The following is a 26,301-nucleotide window of genomic DNA, read 5'->3' as shown; positions in this document are numbered from 1 at the left end:
AACAAATGAAGCGGCCCGAAACGGCCGCTTCATCAGATTTATTTCGCATACTCCACAGAACGTGTTTCACGAATAACGGTTACTTTGATATGACCAGGATAATCGAGTTCTCCTTCGATTCGGTTTCGAATATCACGGGCCAGTCGCGTAGCTTCAAGATCATCAATTTCATCAGGGCGAACCATAATCCGAACTTCCCTACCGGCTTGGATTGCAAATGATTTCTCGACTCCTTCATAGGATTCAGAAATCTCTTCCAGCTTCTCAAGACGCTTGATATAGTTCTCGAGCGTTTCACTACGTGCGCCAGGTCTTGCTGCTGATAAAGCATCGGCAGCTGCGACAAGGACAGCAATGACGGAGGTCGGTTCTTCATCACCGTGGTGAGATGCAACAGCGTTGATCACTGTCTCATTCTCTTTATACTTCATCGCAAGTTCTTTACCGATTTCTACGTGGCTTCCTTCCACTTCGTGGTCAATTGCCTTCCCTATATCATGCAGCAATCCTGCACGACGGGCAAGCACTTCGTCTTCGCCAAGTTCTGCGGCAAGCAGACCGGACAAATAAGCAACCTCTGTAGAGTGTTTGAGTACATTCTGACCGTAACTTGTACGATACTTCAAGCGGCCAAGAATCTTGATCAGATCCGGATGCAGGCCGTGAACGCCGACTTCGAAAGTCGTCTGTTCCCCTACTTCACGAATGTAGTCATCCACTTCGCGACGGGACTTGTCCACCATTTCCTCGATACGGGCTGGGTGAATGCGCCCGTCCTGTACGAGTTTCTCAAGTGCCATCCGCGCCGTTTCACGGCGGATCGGGTCAAAACCAGAGAGAATGACAGCTTCCGGCGTATCATCAATGATCAAGTCAATGCCAGTCAATGTTTCAAGGGTACGAATGTTGCGTCCTTCCCGACCGATAATTCTTCCTTTCATCTCATCGTTCGGAAGGTTGACCACAGAAACCGTCGTTTCTGCAACGTGATCGGCAGCACAGCGTTGAAGAGCTAAAGAAAGAATGTTCTTCGCTTTCTTATCCGCTTCTTCTTTCGCTTTATTCTCCGCTTCCTTGATCATTAGTGCGGACTCATGCGACACTTCTTGCTCTACTTTCTCAAGAATCATCTGTTTCGCCTGATCTGATGTCAAACCGGATATACGTTCCAGTTCGGTTTGCTGTTCTTGAAGCATAGCTTTCACTTTGCTTTCCATTTCTTCAATTTGTTGTTGTCTCTCGGCAAGAGTCCCTTCTTTCTTGTCGAGTGAAAAATCACGCTGGTCAAGCGTCTCACTCTTACGATCAAGATTCTCTTCTTTCTGAGTTAAACGATTTTCAGTTTTCTGCAGTTCCATGCGGCGTTCGCGGATCTCGTTCTCCGCTTCCTGACGAAATTTCTGATTCTCTTCTTTTGCTTCAAGAAGAGCTTCTTTCTTAGCTGATTCTGCATTGCGGTGACCTTCATCCACAATCTGTTTCGCAAGCGCTTCAGCACTGGAAATTTTCGCCTCCGCAATCGATTTCCGAATAAGATAACCAACAACAGAACCGACGATAAGGGCAAGCAAAATGAAGATGAGCGAGGATATTAAATCCATTTTTTCACCTCCTCTTGCTATGAACTTGGTCCGTTTGTCGGCAAATACAAACGTTTCATTTTCAGTTTCGTTTAGGTAATATAAGGGTATAAAGATGAAAATGATACACATTCATTTTATGCTTGCGCATAAGGAATGTCAAGGAAACCCATCACGTATGTGCTGATATATTGAAATATTTTAAACTATCAGTATCTTTTTCACGTTTTCTTTTAGATTTTGTAAAGGTTATGTATAAAAAAGCAGTGCTTTTCTGCACTGCTTTTTTGTGCTTTTTAAACGTCAAGCGTTTCCTGACTGTCAGCTTCCGGCGCTTCAACAGAAGGTTCATCCGCATCCATTCCGTAATGATCCCGAATCAAACGTTTTACTTCATCGTAAATTTCCACGTTTTCTTTCAGGAACTGTTTGGCATTTTCACGACCTTGGCCAAGTCGCTCCTCATTATAGGAATACCAGGATCCGCTCTTTTGAATGAGATCAAGGTCTGTACCGATGTCGATCAGTTCACCTTCTCTGGATATTCCCTCTCCATACATAATATCAACTTCTGCTTGTTTGAAAGGCGGAGCCACCTTGTTCTTCACGACTTTCAGACGGGTCTTGTTACCGACCATTTCATTCCCCTGTTTCAGCGTTTCTGCACGACGAACTTCCAAACGCACGGAAGAATAGAACTTCAGAGCACGACCGCCAGGTGTTGTTTCCGGGTTACCGAACATAACGCCGACTTTCTCACGAATTTGGTTAATGAAGATCGCTGTAGTCTTCGACTTATTTATAGCTCCGGAAAGCTTACGCAGTGCTTGGGACATCAAACGGGCCTGAAGACCAACGTGTGCATCTCCCATTTCTCCTTCAATCTCAGCTTTCGGGACCAGTGCGGCTACAGAGTCGATAACAACCATATCCACCGCACCGCTTCGTACGAGCGCCTCAGCAATCTCAAGCGCCTGCTCCCCGGTGTCAGGCTGGGACAGCAGTAACTCCTCAATATCTACCCCGAGCGCCCTTGCATACACGGGATCGAGTGCGTGCTCCGCATCGATAAACGCTGCCTGTCCGCCTTTTCTTTGTGCCTCGGCAATCGCGTGAAGCGCTACCGTCGTTTTACCGGATGATTCCGGTCCATATATTTCTATAATTCTACCTCGCGGGTATCCACCGACACCCAACGCCACATCAAGAGCCAGAGAGCCACTGGATACTGTGTTCACCCGCTGTTCTGCACTTTCTCCGAGCTTCATGATGGAACCTTTACCGAACTGCTTTTCTATTTGACGCAATGCCATATCTAATGCTTGTTTACGATCACTCATACTATACCGCCTTTCCAAAATATCTATCCCTATCATAACTTGTTTTCTTCGATTTGCCAACTAAAAAGCGAATATTTGTTCCCTTTTTTTCAAAAAGAAAAGAGGTGCAATTTATGAGTTCCCCTCTGCGAAACTTCATAAACTGCACCCACCCGCTTTCATAAAGTGCTATTTCAGCCTTTGAAAAAGCAGCTCGAAGCCTTTCTTGACTGCCCGGTGCCTCACCTGCTCGCGAGCTCCATGAAAATAAAGCTCATGCACCTCCGGCTTCCTTTCGCCTATCTGCAGACCGATGTAGACCGTCCCGGGCGCTTTCCCTTCACTTTCCTCCGGCCCCGCTACTCCTGTAAAACTGATCCCGATGTCCGTGCGGAGAATTGCCTGTGCATTCAACGCCATCACTTCGGCACACTCATGACTGATGGTTCCAAATTCTTTGATGATAAAACTCGGCACCTGCAGGACTTGTTCCTTCGCTGCCGGAGTATAGGAAACGATACCTCCCTCGCATACAGCCGATGCTCCAGGGAGGGCGACAAGGTTCTCCATAAACATGCCGCCGGTAAAGCTTTCCGCAGATCCAATCGTGTAGTTCCTGCTCTCAAGCAGTTGTTTCACTTTTTCTTCAATCGTAACAGCGTCACTGCCATAATAGTGCCCGCCGACTCTTTCTAATATTTTTCCCTTCAGGGCTTCAATACTTTGGAGCGCTTCAGCATCCGTTTCGCCGGTAGCCGTCAATCGCAGCCCGACCTCCCCTTCGCTTGCGAGAGGAGCGATAGTCGGGTTCGTCTGGGTGGATATAAGGTCGCTTAGTTCCGTTTCCAGCCTTGATTCCCCAATTCCTATAAAACGCATCATTTCTGACACGATCTGTGACTTCCATTCAAAGCGTTCCCGCAATTTCGGAAGAACTTCCTCTTCCATCAGCGCCTTCATTTCAGATGGTACTCCAGGAAGGAAGACCCATATCGTGCCTTCGTGCTCCACAATTTGGCCGGGTGCCATCCCTTTACTGTTGGTCAGCACTTCAGCCTGTTGGAATACATGGGACTGCTTCCGGTTATTCAGTGTCATAGGTCTTCCATTCCGCTCAAATACGGCAAGAATCTTCACCATAGAGGGCTCATGCTCTACGAGTTCCTGGCCAAAGATTTCCTGAGCGGCGTCTCTGGTCAAGTCATCCTCTGTAGGCCCGAGTCCGCCCGTTACAATGATGATGTCAGACCTTGCCCCCGCTGCTTTGAAGCATGTACGGACGCGGTCCATATTATCTCCGACCACTGTGTGACTATAAACCGGAAGACCGAGTGCAGCTAGTTCTTTTGAAATCCACTGAGCATTGGTGTTGGCAATTTGACCAAGCAAAAGCTCAGTCCCTACGGCAATGATTTCCGCCTTTTCCGCTCTCATTTAGAATCCCTCATCACATGCCAGTTCTTTTTGAAATAATCGTAGCCGGAATAAATCGTAATAATCAATGCTAAATAAAGCGCGATCAGCCCCATCGGAAAACCGATATAGGAGAACGGCCAATTGTGAAGCAGCAGCAAGGAAATTGCAATGATTTGAATCCATGTCTTCAATTTACCCATCTGACTTGCAGCAAGCACGCTTCCTTCTCCCGCCGCCACAAGTCGGAGTCCTGTAACTGCAAATTCGCGGCTGATGATAAGAATGACGATCCAAGCCGGAGCAAGACCGATTTCGACAAGCAGAATCAGCGCGGCACTTACGAGGAGCTTATCTGCTAAAGGATCGAGAAATTTACCGAGGTTCGTTACGAGATTGTATTTCCGTGCGATATATCCATCAATCCAGTCTGTCGTGGATGCAATGATGAACAGTACAGCACCCGCCAAATGGGATACAGGCAGCTCGTTTTCGCCGATATTCAAACTTCCCCAATTGAACGGTACGCTCATAAGGATCATAAAGATCGGGATAAGAAAAATTCTGGATAAGGTAATTTTGTTTGGTAAATTCATTTGTTCACACTCCTACATGAAATAAAGGAAAGACTGTCCCCGGTCAAACCTAGTGTTCCCGCAATCAGCGGAACACACGCGTGGACAGCCTTCCATAATTATTCTTGGTATTGAAGCAGCATTTTCTGCGTGGATTTCTCAGGGTCAGGAAATTCTATTACTTCATCGCCAATTTTCACGACGGTACCTGGTGCATTCCCTGTTTTAATATACAATTCATTCTGTCCATCAAATTCAAGAGATAAAGGCGATTCCCCTGTCGTGTACTCTTTAGGGGTAATCAAGTTTTCCCCGCCCTTCGGGGACTGTACTTCCAAGTACGCGGTTCCTTCCAATTCGATGGTTACCGACCGATCCTCCGCACCGGAAATGCTGTATACATGTTCCGGGAATCCTCCGGTACCTTCTTGCGTCAGCTCCGCGTTTAAAGCGGGTTCCTCGGCTTCGCTGTCGTCTTCTGCCGGTTGCTCTTCATCCTGAGGTGTCTCTCCTTCTTCCTGAGGCTCCTCTTCCGGAGTTTCTTCGTCCTCCTGTTCGCTGTCTGCGGGGACGCTGATTTCATTGTCCGACCCCTGTCCGTCCTCCGCCGTATCATCACTCGTGCCGCCGACACTCTGAATGACGATCCAGACTACAAACGCCACTGCCACGATCAAGGCCACGGTTAAGAACGTCGGCAGGAACTTAAACGACCGGGAGCTCTTTTGAGTTGCCTCATTTCTTGCCTTCTGAACCCGGCTGTATTGAATCGTCGGTTCTTCATCAAATGTAGGCAGTTCATTTTTGTGCTCTTCCATAATCATTTCCGGATCCAGCCCTACAGCAGATGCATACTCGCGTATAAAAGCACGGGTATAAAATTTCCCCGGAAGCACTTCAAATTGATTGTCCTCAATCGCCTTCAGGTATCGCTTCTGAATCTTGGTTGTATCCTGAAGGGCTTCCAAAGACAGGCTTTTTTCTTCTCGCGCCTCTTTAAGTCTCGCTCCTATTTCCATGTCTAACACCATCCAATTTCTAAAAATCGAACATGGAAAAACCATCGTTCATAGAAATACTCGGCTTTTCCACAGTTTCATACGTAATTTCTTCTTCTTCATTATTACGGAGTTCGATGATATAGTCGAAGTCATCCATTTTGTATTCCGTTTCCTGTACGAAAATATCGGGATGCTCAATAACCTTTGTTGCAGGAAGCCTCATGATTTCACGGACAAGCTGCCAGTGCTTTTCATTCGCTCTCCTTGCAGAAACGATTCCATCAATGATGTATAAATTATCTTCCCTGTACTCTTCATCAATCAGCTGATTACGAACCGTTTGTTTCAAAAGCGTACTCGAAACGAACAGCCATCGCTTATTGGCACAAACACTCGCCGCTACAACGGATTCTGTCTTCCCGACCCGAGGCATGCCACGGATCCCGATCAATTTATGACCTTCCTTCATAAATAACTCTGCCATGAAGTCAACTAAGAGTCCTAAGTCTTCTCTGTTGAAACGGAACGTCTTCCGATCATCGATGTCACTATGTATATAACGCCCATGTCTTACTGCCAGGCGGTCTCTAAGCTTTGGCTTACGGAGTTTCGTCACCTTAATCGTATCCATCGTATTCAGGATGGAACGAAGCCTTGTGATCTGCTCTTCATCTTTGCAGAGCAAGAGCATGCCACGATGGGAGTTTTCCACACCGTTAATCGTGACGATGTTAATCGCCATCATTCCCAGCAAGGATGATATGTCACCGAGAAGGCCGGGACGGTTGTATTGTATTTCATATTCTAAGTACCATTCTTTCTTCTCCATAACACAACTCCTCTGGAAAAAATGTCGTGATTTGTCAAAGCAAGTGATAACTCTTTATCTATCATAAAGGATTTTCTTGAAATAGGAAAGGATGGAACCACAGAATTGCACAAAAAAATACATCCATCAAAAATAAACTTTAGAATAAGGTAAAGTAAAAAATCCGCACAAGAGACCCTGTGCGGATTTTTCCGGTTACGCCTGGTTGCCTTCGTTTTGAACAAGCTTGACCATCATGTTAGCGATCGCATGCTGCTCCTGTTCATCTGCAACATTCCACAAATCACGAAGCACCGCTTCTTGATCGTTCTTTGCATCTACAGAATTGGCAAGGTATCCGCCGATTTCATAGGCAAGCTGAGAAACAGCACCTTCCTGCATTCCCTGGCCCTTGGCCTGATGTAGACGGTCGCCTAAGAAGTCTTTCCATGAATCGAAATTATCGATAACAGACATCACTGAAACCTCCTCATGATTTATTCATGTTTAGTATGAGAAGGTATCAGGATATTATGCATGCACTTTAGGACCAACCACCATTAACATGGAGAACCTGTCCGGTCACGTAGCTTGCATCTGTACCGAGGAGAAAACCGATCATCCCCGCTACTTCTTCCCGCTCTCCTGCGCGCCCCATCGGAATATCTTCTTCAATGGCAAGCCGTTCTTCTCCTTGCAGATGTTCATTCATCTTCGTATTAATGAAGCCTGGTGCTACGGCATTTACTCGAACCCCGCTCGGTGCCACTTCTTTGGCTAACCCCTTTACGAAACTGTCCTGTGCACCTTTGACAGAACTGTAGGCAACTTCCATGCTCGCACCTTCCGTTCCATATATGGAAGAAACAACCACAATGTTTCCGGACTTGTTACGGATCATATACGGGAGGAGATGCCTGCTTATAAGCCAGAGCGCTTTTACATGCGTATGATATAACGTATCCAGCGCAGAGACAGCCATATCCTGAAAAAGACCGCTGTACATCGGTCCTCCGGCAAATACTAACGCATCCCACTCCTCCCCGACCTGAGAAAGAAGATGAAGAATTCCTTCCTCTTTGGATAAATCAGACTGAAATGTTCCTGCCAGATTTTCGGGAGGAACATCCTTCACCAGTTCCTTGACCTTCGCTTCATTGGAGTGATAGTGGAGACCAACTGCATATCCTCTGCCGATTACAGCTGCAGCTGCTGCCGAGCCGATATCCCCGCTTGCTCCGATCACTAAACAACGTTTACGCATTTGCCTGCGGTTTCACCTGGAAGACGGATATGGCTTCTTCCTTGATCCAATTCTGAAGGTATTCATCTGCATCATCTGCTGTAAGGGATTCGATGACTGGTACGACATCAAACAAGTTCACTCCGAGCGTATCATAATGTGTGAACTGGTTCGCAATGAATTCCAAGGAGTTCAGGGCACGCATAAATTGACCGATTTTCTTCCGTTTCATTCGAAGGAAGTCTTCGTCTGAGATCCGCTCTGTTTTTAGCTCATGGAGCATTTCCTTAACGCGTGCAGCCATTTCATCCGGTTTTCGCGTGTCTCCACCGAGAATAGTAAAGCCGAAATGCTGATCAAGTTCTGTTTCAAATTGGAAGCTGTCATCAATTAAATCTTGTTGATATAGTTCTTCATAAAAAATGCCGCTTCTTGAGAAATAATAATCAAGGATCATTCCGGAAAGCAGTTCATTACGAAGCAGTTGCTGGCCGGTCAAACCGCTGACGTTTTCTTTCACTCCGACCATCGCTTTTGCTGTAGTCACAGGCATCGTAATGGAGTGTTCCTTCATAGATACTGCAGCCGGTTCTTCCGGATAGGAGCGGTTGATTTCCGGCGCGTCGGGAAATTCTTTCTTGTCCTGATTGGAACGGATCAGCTCCATCATAGCCTGAGGCTCGAAGTTTCCTGCAACAAACAGGGTCATGTTGGAAGGATGATAGAACGTTTCATAGCACGTGTACAAGTCGTCTTTGGTTATATCCTGAATACTGTCAACAGTTCCCGCGATGTCCACTTTCACCGGGTGGTTATGATAAAGACTCTGAATCGTACCGAAAAACGCGCGCCAGTCCGGCTGGTCGTCGTACATGCGGATCTCCTGTGCAATGATGCCTTTCTCTTTTTCCACTGAAGCTTCGGAGAAGTATGGATCCTGAACGAAATCAAGAAGAATATTTACGTTCTTTTCAATTTGGCTTGTTGCTGTGAACAAGTAAGCCGTCTTCGTGAAAGATGTGAAGGCGTTAGCGGATGCTCCGAGTTTTGTAAAATCCTGAAAAACGTCGCGGTCTTCTTTTTCGAACAATTTGTGTTCAAGAAAGTGCGCGATTCCTTCCGGTACCGTGACCTCCTCTGTCTGACCGATCGGCGTAAAAGTCTGGTCGATCGATCCATAATTGGTCGTGAATATACCGAACGTTTTCGCCATCTCCGGTTTTGAGAGCAGGAAGACCTTCAGGCCATTATCCAACGTCTCCTGATATACGGTTTCGTTCAATTGTTTATATACTAATTCCTCCATGCTTATTCCCCTCCGTCTTTGCTAGTCAAGAAGTAAATCGTATCCAGTTCTAACTTGTTCGCCATTTTAATGACATCATCTTTAGTCACCTTGCGGATGTTTTCGATCAGTTCATCCGCAGGCATCTCTGCACCGGAAATCATCTGATGATAAAGGACTTCGATCAACCCGTTTGCATTGTCCATTGTCTCCTGCAGCTGGTTGATGACCTGTTCTTTCGTTTCTTCCACCTGCTGTTCAGTAAAGTCTCCTGCTTTCATCGCATCCATTTGCTCCAGGATAATCGACTTTGCCTGTTTGTAATCTTTTGGATCCACCCCGCTGAATACGAGCAGCAGCCCCTTGTGGCTTTCAAATCGTGAAGCAGCATAGTATGCAAGGCTGTGTTTCTCCCGGACATTCATGAACAGCTTGGAACTCGGAAAGCCGCCGTAAATTCCATTAAAGATTTGAAGGGCGTAATAATCATCTTCCCCGAATTTCGTATACGTACGATAGCCCAGGTGAAGTTTCCCCTGCTTCACTTCTTCCTTCTCTACAATCTCACTCACTTCCTCCACCTGTTTGGACACAGAGACTTGGTCATTATCCGAATTGTCGCTGTTTTTCCTCGTGAAGAAGCGGCTTGTTAAAGACTCAACATCTTTGGAGGGAATGTCTCCGATTACATACACATCAAGCATATCACCCTTAATCATCTGCTCATAATAGGAATAAAGGGATTCCGGCGTGATGTCTTTAAAATCTTCTAAGTACCCATGTACATGGAGTGCGTAAGGCTCATCCTTGCACATATTATCCATGAGACGCAGGTTCGCATAACTCATTTTGTCATCCTTAATGGACGTAATCTTCTGCTCAAGCGTCTGTTTCTCCCGTTTGACGATATCTGTATCGAATCCATCCCCTTCTTTTTTGGGATCGAACAGGACTTCATGGAACAGCTTGAGTGCTTCTTCTAATATCGGCTCTTCGTCGTTTAAATAAGCTTCGTTCACCACTTCCATGCGAAAGCTGATAACATGGTTCTCCCCTTTTTTAGATCCATCGCTGGAAAGTGCTGTCCCGTAAAGGTTCTCAAACGCCGACTGCAGGGAACGGATATTGGGGTGATTGGAGGTCGCTTTCTGAAGCACATGTGGAAGCAGCGCACGTTCCGTGATACCTTCCCTTTTAAGCGGCGCTTTGAATTTAGCTACAATGGTGATCGTTTTATATTTCTTGCTAGGTAATATATGTAGACGGTACCCTTCTTTATCGAGTATCGTTTCTTTTGTCAATTTCATATGTGTATCCTCCTTCTTATTCTTTTATTATTATAGACGGACATGTCCATATTCATCCATTATAGCTAATGCTAAGGTATATGTGGGAAAAAGTAAAAAATTAAGCCCGGCAGTTATGCCGGGCTTAATTTTTATCGATTTCCTTTTACATAGGCTTCCCCGAGAGATCTCGGTGCATCGGCACGGCCGATAAAACCTGCAAGCGCAAGGATTGTCAGCACGTAAGGTGCAATTAAAATAAAGACGCTTGGTACACTCTCCAGGAAAGAAATATCGGATGAAACGATACTTAAACTCTGAGCAAACCCGAAGAATACGGCAGCACCAAGGGCACCCAGCGGATGCCATTTACCGAAGATGACGGCTGCGAGGGCTATGAACCCCTGCCCGAGAATCGTCCCTCCTGAGAAGTTAAGCGCGACCGTCAGTGCATAAACCGCCCCTCCCAGACCACCGAGGGCACCCGAGATCATAACACCAATATATCGCATTCTGTACACTTGGATTCCGTTTGTATCCGCAGCCATCGGATGTTCCCCGACCGAACGCAGCCTGAGTCCAAACGGTGTTTTGTAAAGGATAAACCAGGACAAGAATGCTAATGCAACGGCTAGATAGGATGGCCAGTACCATCCGGTGAAAAATAAATCACCGATAATAGGAATTTTGTTTAATAGCGGAACATCTGCCGAGTAAAAAGGTTTGGAAACAAAATCAGTTTGACCTTTATCGTACCATTGCTTCGTCAAGAACAAGCCAATACCCAGGGCAAGGAAGTTAATCGCAACGCCGCTGACTACCTGGTCGGCCCGGAAAGAGATAGAAGCCACAGCATGGACCAGCGAGAAGATGGCAGACACGACCATAGCAACTAGTATGGAAACCCAAGGAGTTGCACCGCCAAGAGCATCAGCAAACGTCAAGTTGAATACGACGGCTACAAAGGCTCCCATAATCATCAAACCTTCCAGGCCGATGTTAATGATGCCGGACCGTTCACTGAACACCCCGCCGAGGGCCGTGAAAATCAGAGGGGTAGCGAATACAATGGCGGAACCGAGAATGCGGCTCAATATTTCAATGAATTCCATTTATTTCCCCTCCTTCTTAAAGCGCAGAATGACCCATCGGATCATATAGCTTGAAGCAACAAAGAATATAATTAACGCAATAATAATTTCGACCAGTTCGGTAGGAACTCCGGAAACAGTCGGCATGTTCAAGGCTCCAATTTTCAATACGCCAAAAAGAAATGCCGCTAAAACGACTCCTAGAGCGGTGTTTGCACCAAGCAGAGCAACAGCGATTCCGTCAAATCCGATGTTTGTGAAGCTCGTCTTGGCAGACATGAATCCGAAAGTGCCGAGGCCTTCCATCGCACCTGCAAGACCGGCAAAAGCACCGGAGATCACCATAGCCATAATAATATTTCTGCCAACGTTCATCCCGGCATAATTAGACGCATGCTGGTTGAAACCGACGGAACGAAGCTCGAAGCCACGTGTCGTCTTGTTCAAAATGAACCACATGACAAGAGCCATGAATAAAGCAAGAATGAACCCGTAGTGAATACGGGAATAGAAAGTCATTTCTGCCAGCCAATCCGACTGGAAAGAAGCCGTAGGAGCAATATTTGCTGTTCGATCTTCCCCGTCGGTAAGAACGTTTCGAATCAGAGAATTCGTTACATACAGGGCAATATAATTCATCATGATTGTTACAATAACTTCGTGTACGCCGAGTTTCGCCTTTAATAGACCAGGAATGAACCCCCAAAGGGCACCTGCAAAAGCCGCGGCAAGGACGGCAAGTGGTAAATGGACGGCCATTGGCAGTTCAAAAGAAATACCCACCCATACCGAAGCGAGCCATCCCATGAAGACCTGTCCTTCCACACCGATGTTCAACAAGCCGGAGCGGAGTGCAAAAGCGACAGCTAGACCAGCAAGAATATACGGCGTGACTTGACGAATCGTTTCACCAATGAAATAAGCATCTCCGAAAGCGCCATTCCAAAGTGCTGCATACCCTTCCAACGGATTATATCCAGAGAAAAGCATAATCAAAAGACCGGCAAGAAGTCCAAGAACCACAGACAAGACAGGGATGAGGATATTGATCATACGGTTTGAAAACATTACTCTCCACCTGCTTTCTGTTCCGTATTTCCGGCCATTAACAGACCGAGCTGTTGTTCATCCGTTTCTTCCGGCGTGACATTCGCAATGATCGTTCCGTCAAACATGACAGCAATGCGGTCACTCACGTTCATAATTTCATCGAGTTCGAATGACAAGAGCAGGACGGCCCGCCCTTTGTCCCGTTCCTCGATCAGCTTCTGGTGAATGAACTCGATTGCTCCTACATCAAGACCACGAGTCGGCTGAGCAGCGATAATGAGATCCGGGGACCGGTCCATTTCCCGGCCGATGATTGCCTTCTGCTGGTTCCCCCCGGACAGGGCCCTTGCTTTGGTGTACGCATCCGGTGTCCGGACATCATATTCTTTAATGAGGCTTTCCGCCTTCTTGTAGATATTTTTGAAGTTCATAATTCCCTTTTTCGAATAAGGCTGATGATGGTATGTTTGGAGCACCATGTTTTCCCCAATTGGAAAATCGAGGACCAGACCGAATTTGTGCCGATCCTGAGGTATATGGGAAACACCCGATTCTGTTATTTTTCTAGGAGTGAGGTTGGTAATGGCTTTATCATGAAGCTTAATTGTACCCGAATCTGCTTTCCTCAATCCGGTAATTGCCTCAATCAATTCCGACTGTCCATTCCCATCGACACCAGCGATTCCGACGATCTCTCCTGCTCGGACGTCCAGGTTCAGACCTTTGACCATCTCGACGCCTCGTCCGTCCTTCACCCGGAGATCCTGAACAGATAAGTAGATGTCTTTCGGTTCTGCAGCTGTTTTCTCCGTGGAGAAGCTGACATCCCGACCGACCATCAAAGAAGCAAGCTCTGTAGGTGTTGTTTGTTCGACGTCCACCGTCCCGATTCCCTGGCCTTTACGGATGACCGTGCAGCGGTCGCAAACCTCCATAATTTCTTTCAATTTGTGTGTAATGAGGATGATCGACTTTCCTTCCTCCACTAAACTCTTCATTATTGTAATTAGTTCTTTAATTTCCTGAGGCGTCAATACAGCAGATGGCTCATCAAAAATGAGGATATCCGCTCCTCTGTATAATGTTTTTAAAATTTCGACTCTTTGCTGCATACCTACGGAGATATCTCTCACCTTGGCTCTTGGATTTACGTTCAAGCCATACTTTAAGGAGAGTTCTTCTACCTGCTTTTCCGCTTTTTTAATATCGACTGTCATGCCTTTTGTCGGCTCACTGCCGAGCACAATATTCTCGGTCACAGTGAACGTATCGACGAGCATGAAGTGTTGGTGTACCATTCCGATTCCAAGGTTGTTTGCCACGTTCGGATCGGAGATGTTCACTTTTTTTCCGCGAACTTTGATTTCGCCTCTTTCCGGCTGGTAGAGTCCGAACAATACGTTCATAAGCGTGGATTTCCCTGCCCCGTTTTCCCCGAGCAGCGCATGTATTTCTCCCTTTTTCACCTGCAGGTTGATGTTGTCATTTGCCACGATCCCCGGGAATTCTTTCCTGATGTTCAACATTTCAATAACATATTCCATCTATCTTCCTACCTCCCCCTGATGTCCTCTAAAAATCAGCGAATGAAAAGGGCCGGAACGATCTTTTCATTCGGTGACTTTTCCTTTTTCAGACAAAAGAAAAGGCCGGCTCTCACCAGCCTTTTCTCATTACGGTTTACAATGAATCTTCATATTCCTTCAATTCGTCATGTGTACTAGGAACTTCGACATCACCGTTGACAATCTTCTCTTTCCATTCTTCTACTGCAGAAACGATATCTTCTGTCATTGCCTCTTCGTTCGTAGTAGCAAGGCTGATTCCATCATCAGAGAGACCATATTCAACGACTTCTCCACCAGGAAACTCTCCGTTCATGGATTTTTCGGAAATATCCTGAACAGCTAGGTCCACACGTTTAACCATGGATGTCAGCGTCACGTTGGAATCACCGATCTCGCCTTCTTCGTGCTGGTCACGGTCGACACCGATTACCCAGACATCTTCATCAGGGTTGCCATTCTTAATGTCTTTCGCTTGGGCGAATACTCCGTTTCCGGTTCCACCGGAAGCATGATAGATGACGTCTACACCTTTGTCATACATGTTGGAAGCAATAGCTCGTCCTTTATCCGGGTTACCAAAGCTTTCTGCATACTCTACTTCGACTTCGATGTCGGCATTAACGGATTTAACTCCGGCAACGTAGCCTGCTTCAAATTTGTTGATCAAGCTGCTGTTTTCCCCGCCGACAAAACCTACTTTATTCGATTTAGTCTTTTTAGCGGCAGCTACCCCGGCAAGGAACGAACCTTCCTGCTCACGGAATGTGATCGACACGACGTTGTCACCTTCCTGCACGGAGTCGACAAGAGCGAAGTGTGTATCCGGATTCTGCTCTGCCACATCAGCAATCGCCGGCTGAAGCAGGTATCCGATTCCAAAGACAAGGTTGTAGTTCTGACGGACAAGGCGATTCAAGTTAGTGGCATAATCGGCATCACTTTCTGATTGCGCATAATCAATGCCTTCTCCTTTACTGAATCCATTCTCATCGCCAAAGGCCTGAAGACCTTCCCAGGCAGACTGGTTAAAGGATTTATCATCGACGCCGCCTGTATCTGTAACCATTGCTACAGAGAAGTCACCGGATGATTCCTCTGAACCGGACGACTCTTCATTTCCTGAGTTGTCCTCTCCACCAGATTCTTCCTCGTTATCTGAGCCGCCGCAGGCAGCAAGGACCATACCAAGCGTAAGTAGTAAAACAAAGACTAAAAGAAAACGATTCTTCAACAAAACAATGACCCCCTAATTGATTTTGTTAAGTATGAGTTGCAAAGACCAACCTTAGGAATATCTTTGTAAACCAGCCTCACCTCCCTAAAATGGCACAAAGTCATCTAAAACAGGAAAGCATCACACACGTTTTCTCAGAACATGGAAGCTGAATTTATCTGCACGGAAGTAGTTGGATGAAAGGAGCATTGGAATATCATCCTGGGAGTAGTGCATTTGTCTAAGTAACAGCAGCGCCTGATCGGGCTCGCACTTCAGGATCGGGGAAATCCGTTCATGGTAGCCGATGGGTTCTATGTGGGTTACGGCATATTCAATCGACTTGCCGGTGTAAGCTTCGAGCACTTGAAAGAGGGAATCCGCTTCCCTGACATGGTCGATGGGAAGGAGTCCTTCGGGAATTTTATCGGTACAGTAAACAACAGGCTCGTCATCCGCGGTACGGACACGCTCTACTTTCGCAAGCGATGTCACTTCAAGCGGAGAAAACCTGGCCTTATCCTTTTCCGTGGGGTCGATTAAATCCGCCGATAGATACTGGGAACCAGGAGTCATACCTGATTTCAAAATCATTCCTGTCACACTATCGAGCTCCTCGATACCGGATGTAAACAGTGGTTTGGAATTGACGAATGTCCCCACTCCGTGCCTTCTCGTGACGACACCGTCTTCCTCCAGTATTCGGAGCGCTTCACGAAGGGTTGCTCTTGATACACCAAGGGTTTTGGATAATTGGAATTCTGATGGCAGCTTTTGTTTCTCTTTAAAAATACCGTGTTCAATATCTCGTTTTATCTGCTCGATCACCTGTAAGTATAGATGACGAGTATCCTGTCTAATGGACATCGTTTCACCCCAAGTCTTTTGAACTATCTGAGAGATCTGACCTCTGACGTTCGACACATCATATTTTTACAATAATATAACACTATACAAGGAATAAATAAATACAATTTCCCCATTTTTGTGAATTTTACGACAGCATCTTCTGTGAAACCTTGATATCAAAGGGTTTTGATTAGAGATAATTATATAGCCCCCGTGTACCGGGCCCATTTCCCTACAGCAGTGGATTAACGCGTCAAATCATTGGATATTCTGGTTTTTCCCTTGTTACATACTAATGGGATAATGTTCCATCCTAATTCGACTTTTGGTTTCATGGAATTATCTTCCTTTTGCAACTAAAAAAGGAGCTACTGACGGGCAGCAGCTCCTTTGCTCAGGAAGTATGTTGTTCTTCTGTTGACTGGCTTACGAGGACAGCTCTTGGTTTACTTCCTTCGTAAGGACCGACGATACCATTGTCTTCCATTGCATCGATCAGCCGCGCGGCACGTGTATAGCCGACGCGGAAACGTCTCTGAATCATAGAAACACTGGCACTCTGCATTTCTATAACCATTTGGACGGCTTCCGGATACAAATCATCGTCCACTTCCTGCTTCACTTCGCTTTCTTCTTCCGGAATCATTTCATCCTGGTATTGAGCCTTCTGTTGTTCCACACAAAAGCCGACGACCCGCTCCACTTCATCATCCGATAAAAAAGCACCCTGCACTCGTGTCGGTTTGTTTGAACCGACAGGGGTAAAGAGCATGTCTCCTCTACCAAGCAGCTTCTCTGCTCCTCCGGAATCCAAAATGGTCCGAGAATCTGTTTGAGACGATACACTGAACGCGATTCGAGATGGGATGTTCGCCTTGATGACGCCGGTGATAACGTCGACAGAAGGACGCTGCGTTGCAATGATCAAATGGATGCCAGCCGCCCTTGCCATTTGGGCAAGTCTTGTGATTGCATCCTCCACTTCGTTGGAGGCGACCATCATGAGGTCGGCCAGCTCATCTACGAGTACGACGATATATGGAAGCTGCGGCTGTTCTTCTTCTGCATTCTGGTTCTGCCTTCGGATGTATTCGTTATAGCCTTCGATATTTCTCGTTGCAGAATCAGAGAAGAGGTCGTACCTTCTTTCCATTTCGGCCACCACTTTTTTCAGCGCTCTGGATGCCTTTTTCGGATCCGTAACAACAGGAGCCAGAAGATGCGGTATACCATTATAAACGTTGAGCTCCACCTTCTTCGGATCAATCATCATCATTTTCACTTCATGAGGCTTGGCACGCATGAGGATACTCGTAATGATCCCATTGATGCAGACACTCTTCCCGCTTCCGGTCGCCCCGGCTACGAGCAGGTGAGGCATCTTGTTTAATTCAGACATGACTGCTTCTCCAGAAATGTCCCTTCCAAGGGCGAAGCTCAGCTTGGATTCAGGCTTCGACTTCCCTGTCTCCAGCACTTCTCTCAAGGAGACCATCGAAACTTCTTTATTCGGTACTTCGATACCGACGGCCGATTTACCCGGGATCGGCGCCTCTATCCGAATGTCCTTGGCGGCAAGGGCAAGGGCGAGATCGTCGTTTAAATTAACAATCTTACTAACCTTTACCCCAACATCCGGGTAGACTTCATATTTCGTCACGGCAGGTCCGACGTGAACTTTAGTCACCTTTGCCTTGACCCCGAAGCTGTGGAACGTTTTCTCAAGTTTTTTCACAGTCGCTTGGATATGAGATCTTCCCTGTGTCTGCGGCGTGGAACTAGGTTCGTCCAGCAATTCAAGACTCGGAAGCTGATAATCAACATTCTCAAGCTCTGCGGTCGGCATGGAGGTTTCCAATTGGACATCATCCGGGTCTTTTGCTGGTTTGCTTTCAGAAGATGGCTTATCCGTCTTCCGTGCATGTTCTGTAAAGTCCTGTATGATAGGCTCCTCCGAAGTCTCCAACTCTTCCGGTTCGACTTTCTCTTCGTTCATTTCATAAACTACGGTTTCCTCAACATCTTCTTTCTCTTTCACAGGAAGAGATTTTTTCTCCTCTTTTGCCTGTTTCAAACGCTCTACCTGGTCTTTTCCAATCACCTTCAGCTTCTTGCCGAGCTTCGAGAAAAATTCGCCGATCGACCATTCACTTACAAATATAAGTCCTACGATGAATAAGAAAAAAGCGGCAATCGCTGTCCCTACACCGGAGAACAGATAATAGGTTATCGATAAGAGAACAGCTCCAATGAGACCTCCTCCGACCGTGTAAAAGGAGGCTTCCCCTCTCATCATAGCTGTAAGCCGCTCCCACGTCATGGAGAGAATGGAGCCATTGCCGGATCCGAGCTCCGCGGACAATGTTTCTAAGTGCGTAAACAGTAAAAGAGATATCAAAAGGATATACATACCAGCTAATCGTCTATGTAAAAAGGTCGGCCATTTGCGTTTTACCATGAGATAAATACCGACAACAAGGAAAAATAAGGATACGATAAAATACCATACGCCGAAGAAGAACTGCCATAAATGCTCGAGACCTCCAGGAACTGCACCGTCACTGATTGCTGCAGCACCGCTGCCAATCACGGCCAGGAACAGGAAACAGAGTCCGAGTAATTCAAATTTTATTTGACTTTTGAAATTCGTCTGTTTCTTTTTCTTTTTTCGTTTTCTTGCCATTCCGATTCCACCTCCCTAAGCTGAAAGGAGAAGGATGCCTGCTGTTCTTCTTCCCCATCCAAGAAGATGACAGCGGCATCCTTTTTTTCTTTCAGCTATCCTAATTATACCATAGGGCGGTGTAGTGTTACGAGTCCAACCATTGTCCCGGCTGGAGCTCAGGATCCATATAATGAGCAGGATCTGTGGATAGAATCTGCATGATCTGCTTCTTTCCATCCGGCGTCTTCGCACATTTTAACGGGCACTTCTCATGTTGATGGAGAATCACTTGATAAGCCTCGTTCTCCGGAGGGAAAATGTCCTGTTCGCTGAGCGGCGTGTAAAGGATGCTCATTGGACGACCTGCTCTCCTGTATCTTTGTTCGCTTCGATCATCTCATTCAGCTTCCCCATCGCTTCTTTCACGCCGCCTACGGCATCGATCAAGCCTGCTTCCACTGCTTGTCTCCCTACGATGTTCGTTCCGATATCCCTGGTCAGATTGCCTTTTTCGAACATGAGTTCCTTGAATTTCTCTTCTTCAATGTTGGAATGCCTCGTTACGAAATTGATGACACGATCCTGCATCTTATCCATATACTCGAAGGTTTGCGGGACACCAATGACGAGACCAGTCATACGGATGGGATGAATAGTCATCGTCGCCGTCTCTGCAATAAAAGAATAATTCGATGATACGGCGATCGGAACACCAATGGAATGCCCGCCCCCAAGGACGATGGAAACGGTCGGTTTAGACAGTGATGCAATCATTTCCGATATGGCAAGGCCAGCTTCGACATCCCCGCCTACCGTATTTAACAAGACAACTAATCCTTCAATTTTCGGGTTTTGTTCAATCGCAATCAGCTGAGGTATTAAATGTTCATACTTTGTTGTCTTATTTTGCTGTGGCAGCTGCACATGCCCTTCCACCTGACCGATAATAGGCAGGACGTGAATGTTGGAATCACCGGGCTGTGGCACGTTGCTCTGACCCAGCTGTTGTATTTTATCTACGAGAGAAGACTGTGGTTTGGCTTCTTTTTCTTTGGGCGTATCTTCGTTCATGGTATGATCAGACCCCTTTTCTTCTTTTCCCGTAGTATGACTTAAACACATTGGAATCATACAGGCATATCCTTTGATTTACCATGCTGCAATTCAAAGAACCTGCGCGTCGAAAAAAACCGACCTTCCTTCAGTAACAAGAAGGAAGGTCGGATGTATGTGCTATTAAGGAAACTTACGTATGATCGCTTCGATAAGAGCATCTTCATCCAGGCTGAGAGGTACAAGAGGAAGCCTCATCCCTCCCGTGTCCATCCCCTTTTTCTTGAGGGCGGCTTTCACCGGTGCAGGCGAAGGCGCGCAGAAAACCGCTTGGAATACGGGAAGAAGTTTTCTGTGGAGAGACGCCGCTGCCTTATAATCCCCTTTTTCAAATAATTGCAGCATCTGCTGCATTTCTGAACCAATGATATGGGAAGATACACTTATGATACCATTCGCACCGATCGCATAAGCTGGGAGCGTCAAATGATCATCACCACTGTAAAGCGAAAAGTCACTTCTCGTATTTTCAATTATTTGAGCCATTCCGTCCAGGTTTCCTGTTGCTTCTTTTACTGACACGATGTTGTCCGTTTGAGACAGTTCGATGATAGTTTCCGGAGCAATGGTAACAGAAGACCTTCCCGGGACATTGTAGATCATCACAGGCAGACGGACGGCACCCGCAACCGCTTGGAAATGACGAAGCAGCCCCTGCTGATTCGGCTTATTATAGTAAGGGGCAACGACCATCACAGCATCCACCCCTGTTTGTTCGGCACGTTGGGAAAGTTCCATCGATTCACGTGTATTATTGCTTCCTGCTCCGGCAATGACAGGAGCACGGCCTCCTGCCACTTGAACGACGTGGGTCCACAGAGTCACTTTCTCATCAGAAGAGAGTGTCGGTGACTCCCCCGTCGTCCCAGTAACAACTAAACCGTCCGAACCGTTTGCAAGCAGGTATTCCACTAATTCTGTCGTGCGTTTTAAATCAAGTTCCCCACATTTGTCAAAAGGAGTAACCATTGCTGTCAGCACTTTTCCGAAATTCATGATAGGTTCGCCCCATTCTTCGCTCTAGTATTCAATTGGAAGGTTTCATGCAGCGCGTTGACGGCAGGAATCAAGTCTTCTTCTCTCACCAGCACCCAGATAGTCGTATGGGAATCAGCAGACTGCAGAATGGGAATGCCCTGATCGGTTAAAGATTGCACGATTTGTGCGGTTACACCCGGAATACCTGTAATTCCGGCGCCTACGGCGGAGACTTTTGCACACTGTCTGCGAATGACAGGGTCATACCCCAGATCTGTTAGGATATCTACGGCTTTTTCTGTGTACAAATGGTTTATGGTGTAAAGGACACCAATTGGAGATATATTGATGAAGTCTACGGATATATTAGCCGAAGCCATGGATTTAAATACGTCCGATTGGAGTTTGGAGGGGTCTTTTTTCGAAAGTACTTTGATTTGTGTTAAACCGTCCATATGAGCAATCCCGGTGACGGTCCTTTCCTGGATGTCCTGACCGAAGCTTTCTTCTTTCGTACCTGTGACCAGAGTTCCGAGAGAATCCGAATAAGTGGATCGCACCCGGATTGGAACTTTCGCATGCATAGCGATTTCAACCGCACGAGGATGTATCACTTTTGCACCTTGATAAGCAAGATTGCAGATTTCATTATATGTGATGCTTGTAAGCGGTCTTGCCTCTTTTACAATCCGCGGGTCCGCCGTCATAATGCCGTCGACATCGGTAAATATATCAATGTAATCCGCTTTCAGCGCAGACCCAAGAGCCGCAGCAGTTGTATCACTTCCCCCGCGCCCGATGGTTGTTACATCTCCTTGAAGTGTCTGACCTTGAAAGCCGGCTACGACGACAACGTCTTTCGTCTGCATAGTCTGCAGGAGGCGTGCCGGGTTCATCTGCGTAATTTTCGCTCGAGTAAACTCTTCATTGGTTGTAATTCCAGCCTGAGCTCCGGTTAAGGAAACAGCAGAGATTCCCGCTTTGCAAAGTTCATGAGCAAATACAATGGAAGAAATCGTCTCTCCGCAGGACATCATTAAATCCTGCTCCCTTAATGATACTTCTGTTTTTGGGAAGTCGATTAACCCAAGAAGCGTATCCGTCGCATAGGGGCTTCCCTTTCTACCCATAGCTGACACTGTTATGACAACTTTATAGCCTTCGTCCAAAGCATTTTTCACATGATGGATCGCCCGGGATCTGCTTTCCTGATCCCGGACGGATGTTCCACCAAATTTCTGCACAAGTAGCTTCATTTGGCCACCTCTACTTATATGAGTTTACAGCCACTCGTTCGCGATCAAGCATTCTGCGATCTGTACAGAATTCCATGCCGCTCCCTTAAGCAGGTTGTCAGAGACGACCCAAAGGTGGAATCCCCGATCATCGTCCAAATCTTTTCTAATTCTTCCGACGAACACATCCCTTTTACCTGCCGCGGAAAGCGGTGTTGGATAGGTCTGTGTCGCAGGGTCATCTTCAAGGACAATACCAGGTGCATCGGCCAGAAGCTGCTTAATCTCCTCAACCGTGACGCCGTCTTTCTCTACTTCCACATACACACTCTCCGCATGGGAAGTGAAGAACGGAAGGCGCACACAGGTGGCTGCAACGGATAATTCAGGGGCATGCATGATCTTCTTCGTTTCGTTGATCATTTTCATTTCTTCGAATGTATATCCATTATCCTGGAACACGTCAATCTGCGGCAACGCATTGAATGCGATCGGATAATGCTTCTTATCTCCTTTTACAGGAAGAATGTCTGCTTTCAAATCCGTATCATCGAGGAATGCCTGGGACTGATTCCTTAATTCCTCCGCTGCTTCATTTCCAGCACCGGAAACCGCTTGATACGTGGAAACGATCACACGCTTCATCCCGACGGCTTTGCGCACTGGTTCCAGTGCAGCAACCATTTGAATGGTGGAACAATTCGGGTTGGCAATAATTCCTTTATGATCAGCAATATCTTTCTCGTTCACTTCCGGTACAACGAGCGGTACATCTTCCGCCATCCGGTAAGCACTTGTATTATCTACAACGACAGCGCCGCGCTTGACCGCTTCCGGTGCCAGTTTCTTGGAGACGGAACCTCCTGCGGAGAATAAAGCGATATCGATTCCTTCGAAGCTCTCCGGAGTCGCCTCCTCCACCGTATAATCGTTTCCTTGAAATGTCACTTTCGATCCAGCCGAGCGACTGGAAGACAGAAGCTTAAGCTGGTTGATTGGAAAGTTACGGTCCTCCAGCGTTTCGAGCATTTTCTGTCCGACCGCTCCTGTCGCGCCGACTACGGCTACATTATATTGTTTTGCTTCACTCATCAAATGGCATCCTCTCTCTGTGTGTTGTTGTAAGAATAGTAAGATATGTCACTATTTTTGTTATTTTATCATATTTCCAAGAATACCTGTATGAAAAGTTTCACTTAATTTGGATAGCGTTCGATCAAGACCGGCTGCAGCTGTTTCCCTAAGAGGGCCGCTTCAATAGTCTCCGGGATAAGCGTCATATCAGCCACGAGAGAATTAGGCTTTTTGAATGGATGATCCTGACCAAGGGGGACGAAGTAAATATGCTTTGTCGCCATCAATCTCATGATGTTGACCCCGTTCAATCCGAGGGCATCATTGGTTGAGACTGCCAGCACTACAGGACTTTCGTTTCGGAGTGTTGCTTTTGCCGCCATCAGTACGGGGGAGTCTGTTAAAGCATTCGCAAGTTTACTTGTAGAATTACCTGTAAGAGGAGCGATTAACATACAGTCAAGCGGACGTTTGGGTCCAAGCGGCTCCGCATCCGGTATAGTCATGATCGGTTTTTCCCCGGTGATTTCCTCCACCTTCTTCAGGTGGTCCTCCGCATCTCCAAATCTTGTATCTGTTTTCTGGACGGTATAGGACAATATCGGAATAACCGTCGCACCCTTATCCACAAGCTGCTGCATGATAGGAAACACTTCGTGATACGTGCAGTGCGATCCGGTCAATCCGAAACCGATTACTTTTCCTTTTAATGTTGTCATCATCCATTCTCCTTCCGCGCTTTGTGTTCCAGAAGCCTCTGGACCACATCTGCTATGATTCTCCCTGCGGTTTTCGGTGCTACGATCCCCGGGAGGCCGGGTGCAAGTAAAGCTTTGATCCCTCGTTTATCTGCATATTTGAAATCTGTCCCTCCCGGTTTGGAAGCAAGATCCAATATGAGCGCATGAGAAGGCAACTGCTTTATAATGGCAGCATCGACAACAGGATGAGGTACCGTATTCAAAAGAATATCGCAGCCCATGTCTTTATCTGTTATATCATTCATATCAATTGGTTTTAAACCCATTTCATATACTCTTGCTGCACTTTCCGGTGTCCGGACTCCCACGGAGACGTCGGCACCAAGATGATGGAATGTCCTTGCAAGACCGACACCTACACGTCCCAGACCAAATACAATCACTTTGGATCCGTGTATCGTGAAGTCTGTATGCTGTATGACGAGCATGAGCGTTCCTTCCACCGTGGGAATGGAATTGTAAATGGCCACATCATCCCGGTCCATAAGCGGAACCAGCTTACGGCCTGCCCGACTTGCAAGATTAGTCAGGTAAGTGTTTGTGATTCCGGTGAAAATCTGACAATGCTCCGGTGTCCGCTTTAACCATTCTTCCGATAAATCGATGAGTTGATTGGAGAAAATCCCCTCAATTCTTCCCTGATCGTCCGTCCCCGCAACGGGAAGGATGACGGCATCGAGTTTCTCTGCTTGCTGGCTTTCAAAATCAAGCTCCACTGCCTCTCTGAAGCTTTCATTTAATTGATCGAACCCCGCCAAATACACCGTGGCATCCCACTCATTCAAGCGCCTGATCAGTTCGATCTGCCGGGCATCTCCTCCTATTACCGCTACATGATATCCTGTTAGCATTACGGATGTCTCCTTCTTTCTATGATCTTATCTCCTTGTATCCTATGCCGTAACGCCAAGATAGTGATTTGCTTTAAACACAAAAAAACACCACAGCAAAAAGCCGTGGTGGATGATGATTGGATCCTTTCTTCAGCGTCTGTGGAGAAGGATCGTTTCATCCCCAATGGTTTTAATCTGACTCCATTCAATGGTCAGTTCCTTTTTCGACGTGCCAATGCCGATCAAGCCGTGGTTCATAATAACAAGGGATTTGATGGTCCCTGATGCGGGATCGATGATAAGATCAGCTTTCCCCAGCACCCCCAATTTCTCTCCATTATCAACATCGATGACCTGCTTTTTAGCCAATGATTTCATGCGCATCCTGTACCGCACCTCTTCCTCTAACGTTCTTCTGATAAGAATGAAGGCAGTGCTGTAATCTTGTATCCCTTATCCTGAATGCCCTCAATAAGCTCCCCGAGACTGTCTCTCGTCACTTCCGTCGGATGCATGAGAATGGTAGCTCCGTTATGAACTTTACCCAGCACCCTGTTAAGCAGCACATCCTTTGTCGGCTTCTTCCAGTCTATAGTATCTACGGTCCAAAGGATCGTTTCCATTCCCATCTCATCCGCTGCTTCCACAGCCGTCTGTGAATAGCTGCCGGAAGGAGGGGCGAAATAGGTGATGTTCTCTTTTGTCAAACCGAATAAAAGCTCATCCGCCTGTTCCAAATTGGCTGTTGCCTGCTCTTTCGACATTCTCGCCATATCTTTATGCATATATCCATGACTTCCGATGGTGTGTCCCTCTTCTTCTATCATTTGAACAAGATTGGTGAATTCTTTTGCGAATGCCCCGTCAATAAAGAAGTTTGCTTTCACCTGATGCTCCGAAAGAGTCTCAATCATGTCCGGCAGATACTCTTCCCCCCAGGACACATTAATGAGAAGGGTCACAGCTTCCTTATCCGGATGTCCCCGATAGATGGGGGAAGGAGGGAGATCATCAAGAGAAACCTTAGGTGTGATGCGTTTATAAACAAACAGGTCAGAATCAAACGTCCCTTTCTTCTTCATCTTTTTGTAGGATGCCTCTACGTTTACTTTCCTGCCCATAATCCCCGGTGTCTTCTTCCAGACAGAATCGATCCGCGCATCTTCCACCTTCCACTCGTATTTCGATTTTCTCTCTTCTATTTCCTTATATAGTGGATCTTCTGCATCCACATTCACGGAGACAACTTCCTCCACTGTCCAATAGGCAAGTACTAATCCGGCCAAAAATGACAGCAGAATAAAAAAAAGCCCAACCGTTCTCTTATTCATGGACAACCACCTCTAGAGACAGTATATGAT

At 46.6% G+C, this 26,301-nt stretch carries 25 protein-coding genes; all 25 read right to left on the bottom strand.

The window, feature by feature from the left end; all coding sequences use genetic code 11:
- Positions 1 to 38: 38 nt before the first annotated feature.
- Positions 39 to 1,601: a ribonuclease Y gene (rny, locus tag QRD89_RS09375; RefSeq protein ID WP_008640080.1), complete on the bottom strand. Its 1,563-nt coding sequence runs from the start codon at positions 1,599 to 1,601 to the stop codon at positions 39 to 41.
- A 275-nt stretch (positions 1,602 to 1,876) separates the two neighbouring features.
- Positions 1,877 to 2,920, bottom strand: coding sequence for a recombinase RecA (gene recA / locus QRD89_RS09370; protein WP_008640075.1), 1,044 nt, complete (start codon positions 2,918 to 2,920; stop codon positions 1,877 to 1,879).
- A 168-nt stretch (positions 2,921 to 3,088) separates the two neighbouring features.
- Positions 3,089 to 4,333, bottom strand: coding sequence for a competence/damage-inducible protein A (locus tag QRD89_RS09365; protein ID WP_286096775.1), 1,245 nt, complete (start codon positions 4,331 to 4,333; stop codon positions 3,089 to 3,091).
- Complete coding sequence (pgsA, locus tag QRD89_RS09360; RefSeq protein WP_062513423.1) at positions 4,330 to 4,908, bottom strand: CDP-diacylglycerol--glycerol-3-phosphate 3-phosphatidyltransferase; 579 nt, start codon at positions 4,906 to 4,908, stop codon at positions 4,330 to 4,332. The genes QRD89_RS09365 and pgsA overlap by 4 nt, the downstream gene beginning before the upstream one ends.
- A gap of 98 nt (positions 4,909 to 5,006) precedes the next feature.
- On the bottom strand, positions 5,007 to 5,906 hold the full coding sequence (locus QRD89_RS09355; RefSeq protein ID WP_008640068.1) for a helix-turn-helix domain-containing protein: 900 nt from the start codon (positions 5,904 to 5,906) through the stop codon (positions 5,007 to 5,009).
- Between the two features lie 19 nt (positions 5,907 to 5,925).
- Positions 5,926 to 6,717 carry a DUF3388 domain-containing protein gene (locus tag QRD89_RS09350; protein ID WP_008640067.1) on the bottom strand — a complete coding sequence of 264 codons (792 nt, stop codon included), beginning with the start codon at positions 6,715 to 6,717 and terminating at the stop codon, positions 5,926 to 5,928.
- Between the two features lie 195 nt (positions 6,718 to 6,912).
- The gene (locus QRD89_RS09345; RefSeq protein ID WP_008640066.1) at positions 6,913 to 7,173 is read right to left on the bottom strand and encodes a DUF3243 domain-containing protein; all 261 of its coding nucleotides are present in this window, start codon (positions 7,171 to 7,173) and stop codon (positions 6,913 to 6,915) included.
- 67 nt (positions 7,174 to 7,240) lie between these two features.
- Entirely contained in the window at positions 7,241 to 7,960 is a 720-nt protein-coding gene (gene ymfI, locus QRD89_RS09340) for an elongation factor P 5-aminopentanone reductase (RefSeq protein ID WP_062513421.1), read from the bottom strand.
- Positions 7,953 to 9,245: an EF-P 5-aminopentanol modification-associated protein YfmH gene (yfmH, locus tag QRD89_RS09335; RefSeq protein WP_026577441.1), complete on the bottom strand. Its 1,293-nt coding sequence runs from the start codon at positions 9,243 to 9,245 to the stop codon at positions 7,953 to 7,955. The genes ymfI and yfmH overlap by 8 nt, the downstream gene beginning before the upstream one ends.
- 2 nt (positions 9,246 to 9,247) lie before the next feature.
- Entirely contained in the window at positions 9,248 to 10,531 is a 1,284-nt protein-coding gene (gene yfmF, locus QRD89_RS09330) for an EF-P 5-aminopentanol modification-associated protein YfmF (RefSeq protein ID WP_008640061.1), read from the bottom strand.
- Between the two features lie 131 nt (positions 10,532 to 10,662).
- The gene (locus QRD89_RS09325) at positions 10,663 to 11,622 is read right to left on the bottom strand and encodes an ABC transporter permease (RefSeq protein WP_008640060.1); all 960 of its coding nucleotides are present in this window, start codon (positions 11,620 to 11,622) and stop codon (positions 10,663 to 10,665) included.
- On the bottom strand, positions 11,623 to 12,669 hold the full coding sequence (locus QRD89_RS09320; RefSeq protein ID WP_026577443.1) for an ABC transporter permease: 1,047 nt from the start codon (positions 12,667 to 12,669) through the stop codon (positions 11,623 to 11,625).
- Positions 12,669 to 14,195, bottom strand: coding sequence for an ABC transporter ATP-binding protein (locus QRD89_RS09315; protein ID WP_286096774.1), 1,527 nt, complete (start codon positions 14,193 to 14,195; stop codon positions 12,669 to 12,671). The genes QRD89_RS09320 and QRD89_RS09315 overlap by 1 nt, the downstream gene beginning before the upstream one ends.
- Positions 14,196 to 14,331: 136 nt before the next feature.
- Positions 14,332 to 15,453 carry a BMP family lipoprotein gene (locus tag QRD89_RS09310; protein WP_008640058.1) on the bottom strand — a complete coding sequence of 374 codons (1,122 nt, stop codon included), beginning with the start codon at positions 15,451 to 15,453 and terminating at the stop codon, positions 14,332 to 14,334.
- A 120-nt stretch (positions 15,454 to 15,573) separates the two neighbouring features.
- Positions 15,574 to 16,299 carry a GntR family transcriptional regulator gene (locus QRD89_RS09305; RefSeq protein ID WP_008640057.1) on the bottom strand — a complete coding sequence of 242 codons (726 nt, stop codon included), beginning with the start codon at positions 16,297 to 16,299 and terminating at the stop codon, positions 15,574 to 15,576.
- Between the two features lie 376 nt (positions 16,300 to 16,675).
- On the bottom strand, positions 16,676 to 18,964 hold the full coding sequence (locus QRD89_RS09300; RefSeq protein WP_286096773.1) for a DNA translocase FtsK: 2,289 nt from the start codon (positions 18,962 to 18,964) through the stop codon (positions 16,676 to 16,678).
- Positions 18,965 to 19,091: 127 nt separating this feature from the next.
- Entirely contained in the window at positions 19,092 to 19,301 is a 210-nt protein-coding gene (locus QRD89_RS09295) for a YlzJ-like family protein (protein ID WP_008640054.1), read from the bottom strand.
- Positions 19,298 to 20,017, bottom strand: a complete 720-nt coding sequence (locus tag QRD89_RS09290; protein ID WP_026577445.1) for a ClpP family protease — start codon at positions 20,015 to 20,017, stop codon at positions 19,298 to 19,300. The genes QRD89_RS09295 and QRD89_RS09290 overlap by 4 nt, the downstream gene beginning before the upstream one ends.
- Before the next feature lie 165 nt (positions 20,018 to 20,182).
- Positions 20,183 to 21,055: a 4-hydroxy-tetrahydrodipicolinate synthase gene (gene dapA / locus QRD89_RS09285; protein WP_286096772.1), complete on the bottom strand. Its 873-nt coding sequence runs from the start codon at positions 21,053 to 21,055 to the stop codon at positions 20,183 to 20,185.
- The gene (gene dapG, locus QRD89_RS09280; RefSeq protein ID WP_286096771.1) at positions 21,052 to 22,293 is read right to left on the bottom strand and encodes an aspartate kinase; all 1,242 of its coding nucleotides are present in this window, start codon (positions 22,291 to 22,293) and stop codon (positions 21,052 to 21,054) included. The genes dapA and dapG overlap by 4 nt, the downstream gene beginning before the upstream one ends.
- Before the next feature lie 24 nt (positions 22,294 to 22,317).
- A complete protein-coding gene (asd, locus tag QRD89_RS09275; RefSeq protein ID WP_286096770.1) occupies positions 22,318 to 23,364 on the bottom strand; it encodes an aspartate-semialdehyde dehydrogenase in 1,047 nt (348 codons plus the stop codon).
- Between the two features lie 104 nt (positions 23,365 to 23,468).
- Positions 23,469 to 24,068, bottom strand: coding sequence for a dipicolinate synthase subunit B (locus tag QRD89_RS09270; protein WP_026577447.1), 600 nt, complete (start codon positions 24,066 to 24,068; stop codon positions 23,469 to 23,471).
- Positions 24,065 to 24,958: a dipicolinic acid synthetase subunit A gene (dpaA, locus tag QRD89_RS09265; protein ID WP_008639631.1), complete on the bottom strand. Its 894-nt coding sequence runs from the start codon at positions 24,956 to 24,958 to the stop codon at positions 24,065 to 24,067. Before dpaA ends, QRD89_RS09270 begins: the two co-directional genes overlap by 4 nt.
- Positions 24,959 to 25,090: 132 nt before the next feature.
- Positions 25,091 to 25,324 carry a YlmC/YmxH family sporulation protein gene (locus tag QRD89_RS09260; RefSeq protein WP_008639630.1) on the bottom strand — a complete coding sequence of 78 codons (234 nt, stop codon included), beginning with the start codon at positions 25,322 to 25,324 and terminating at the stop codon, positions 25,091 to 25,093.
- A gap of 20 nt (positions 25,325 to 25,344) precedes the next feature.
- Positions 25,345 to 26,271, bottom strand: coding sequence for a polysaccharide deacetylase family protein (locus QRD89_RS09255; RefSeq protein ID WP_026577449.1), 927 nt, complete (start codon positions 26,269 to 26,271; stop codon positions 25,345 to 25,347).
- Positions 26,272 to 26,301 lie beyond the last annotated feature (30 nt).

Origin of the sequence: Halobacillus sp. ACCC02827, assembly GCF_030291935.1 — a bacterium.
Classification (GTDB): domain Bacteria; phylum Bacillota; class Bacilli; order Bacillales; family Halobacillaceae; genus Halobacillus.
Note: the sequence above shows the minus strand (reverse complement) of the source record. Positions and strands in the feature narration are given on the sequence as shown.

Excerpts from the sequence above, each read along its gene's own strand:
- rny (WP_008640080.1), bottom strand. The coding sequence starts at position 1,601 with ATGGATTTAATATCCTCGCTCATCTTCATTTTGCTTGCCCTTATCGTC.
- recA (WP_008640075.1), bottom strand. The coding sequence starts at position 2,920 with ATGAGTGATCGTAAACAAGCATTAGATATGGCATTGCGTCAAATAGAA.
- QRD89_RS09365 (WP_286096775.1), bottom strand. The coding sequence starts at position 4,333 with ATGAGAGCGGAAAAGGCGGAAATCATTGCCGTAGGGACTGAGCTTTTG.
- pgsA (WP_062513423.1), bottom strand. The coding sequence starts at position 4,908 with ATGAATTTACCAAACAAAATTACCTTATCCAGAATTTTTCTTATCCCG.
- QRD89_RS09355 (WP_008640068.1), bottom strand. The coding sequence starts at position 5,906 with ATGGAAATAGGAGCGAGACTTAAAGAGGCGCGAGAAGAAAAAAGCCTG.
- QRD89_RS09350 (WP_008640067.1), bottom strand. The coding sequence starts at position 6,717 with ATGGAGAAGAAAGAATGGTACTTAGAATATGAAATACAATACAACCGT.
- QRD89_RS09345 (WP_008640066.1), bottom strand. The coding sequence starts at position 7,173 with ATGTCTGTTATCGATAATTTCGATTCATGGAAAGACTTCTTAGGCGAC.
- ymfI (WP_062513421.1), bottom strand. The coding sequence starts at position 7,960 with ATGCGTAAACGTTGTTTAGTGATCGGAGCAAGCGGGGATATCGGCTCG.
- yfmH (WP_026577441.1), bottom strand. The coding sequence starts at position 9,245 with ATGGAGGAATTAGTATATAAACAATTGAACGAAACCGTATATCAGGAG.
- yfmF (WP_008640061.1), bottom strand. The coding sequence starts at position 10,531 with ATGAAATTGACAAAAGAAACGATACTCGATAAAGAAGGGTACCGTCTA.
- QRD89_RS09325 (WP_008640060.1), bottom strand. The coding sequence starts at position 11,622 with ATGGAATTCATTGAAATATTGAGCCGCATTCTCGGTTCCGCCATTGTA.
- QRD89_RS09320 (WP_026577443.1), bottom strand. The coding sequence starts at position 12,669 with ATGTTTTCAAACCGTATGATCAATATCCTCATCCCTGTCTTGTCTGTG.
- QRD89_RS09315 (WP_286096774.1), bottom strand. The coding sequence starts at position 14,195 with ATGGAATATGTTATTGAAATGTTGAACATCAGGAAAGAATTCCCGGGG.
- QRD89_RS09305 (WP_008640057.1), bottom strand. The coding sequence starts at position 16,299 with ATGTCCATTAGACAGGATACTCGTCATCTATACTTACAGGTGATCGAG.
- QRD89_RS09300 (WP_286096773.1), bottom strand. The coding sequence starts at position 18,964 with ATGGCAAGAAAACGAAAAAAGAAAAAGAAACAGACGAATTTCAAAAGT.
- QRD89_RS09295 (WP_008640054.1), bottom strand. The coding sequence starts at position 19,301 with ATGAGCATCCTTTACACGCCGCTCAGCGAACAGGACATTTTCCCTCCG.
- QRD89_RS09290 (WP_026577445.1), bottom strand. The coding sequence starts at position 20,017 with ATGAACGAAGATACGCCCAAAGAAAAAGAAGCCAAACCACAGTCTTCT.
- dapA (WP_286096772.1), bottom strand. The coding sequence starts at position 21,055 with ATGAATTTCGGAAAAGTGCTGACAGCAATGGTTACTCCTTTTGACAAA.
- dapG (WP_286096771.1), bottom strand. The coding sequence starts at position 22,293 with ATGAAGCTACTTGTGCAGAAATTTGGTGGAACATCCGTCCGGGATCAG.
- asd (WP_286096770.1), bottom strand. The coding sequence starts at position 23,364 with ATGAGTGAAGCAAAACAATATAATGTAGCCGTAGTCGGCGCGACAGGA.
- QRD89_RS09270 (WP_026577447.1), bottom strand. The coding sequence starts at position 24,068 with ATGATGACAACATTAAAAGGAAAAGTAATCGGTTTCGGATTGACCGGA.
- dpaA (WP_008639631.1), bottom strand. The coding sequence starts at position 24,958 with ATGCTAACAGGATATCATGTAGCGGTAATAGGAGGAGATGCCCGGCAG.
- QRD89_RS09260 (WP_008639630.1), bottom strand. The coding sequence starts at position 25,324 with ATGCGCATGAAATCATTGGCTAAAAAGCAGGTCATCGATGTTGATAAT.
- QRD89_RS09255 (WP_026577449.1), bottom strand. The coding sequence starts at position 26,271 with ATGAATAAGAGAACGGTTGGGCTTTTTTTTATTCTGCTGTCATTTTTG.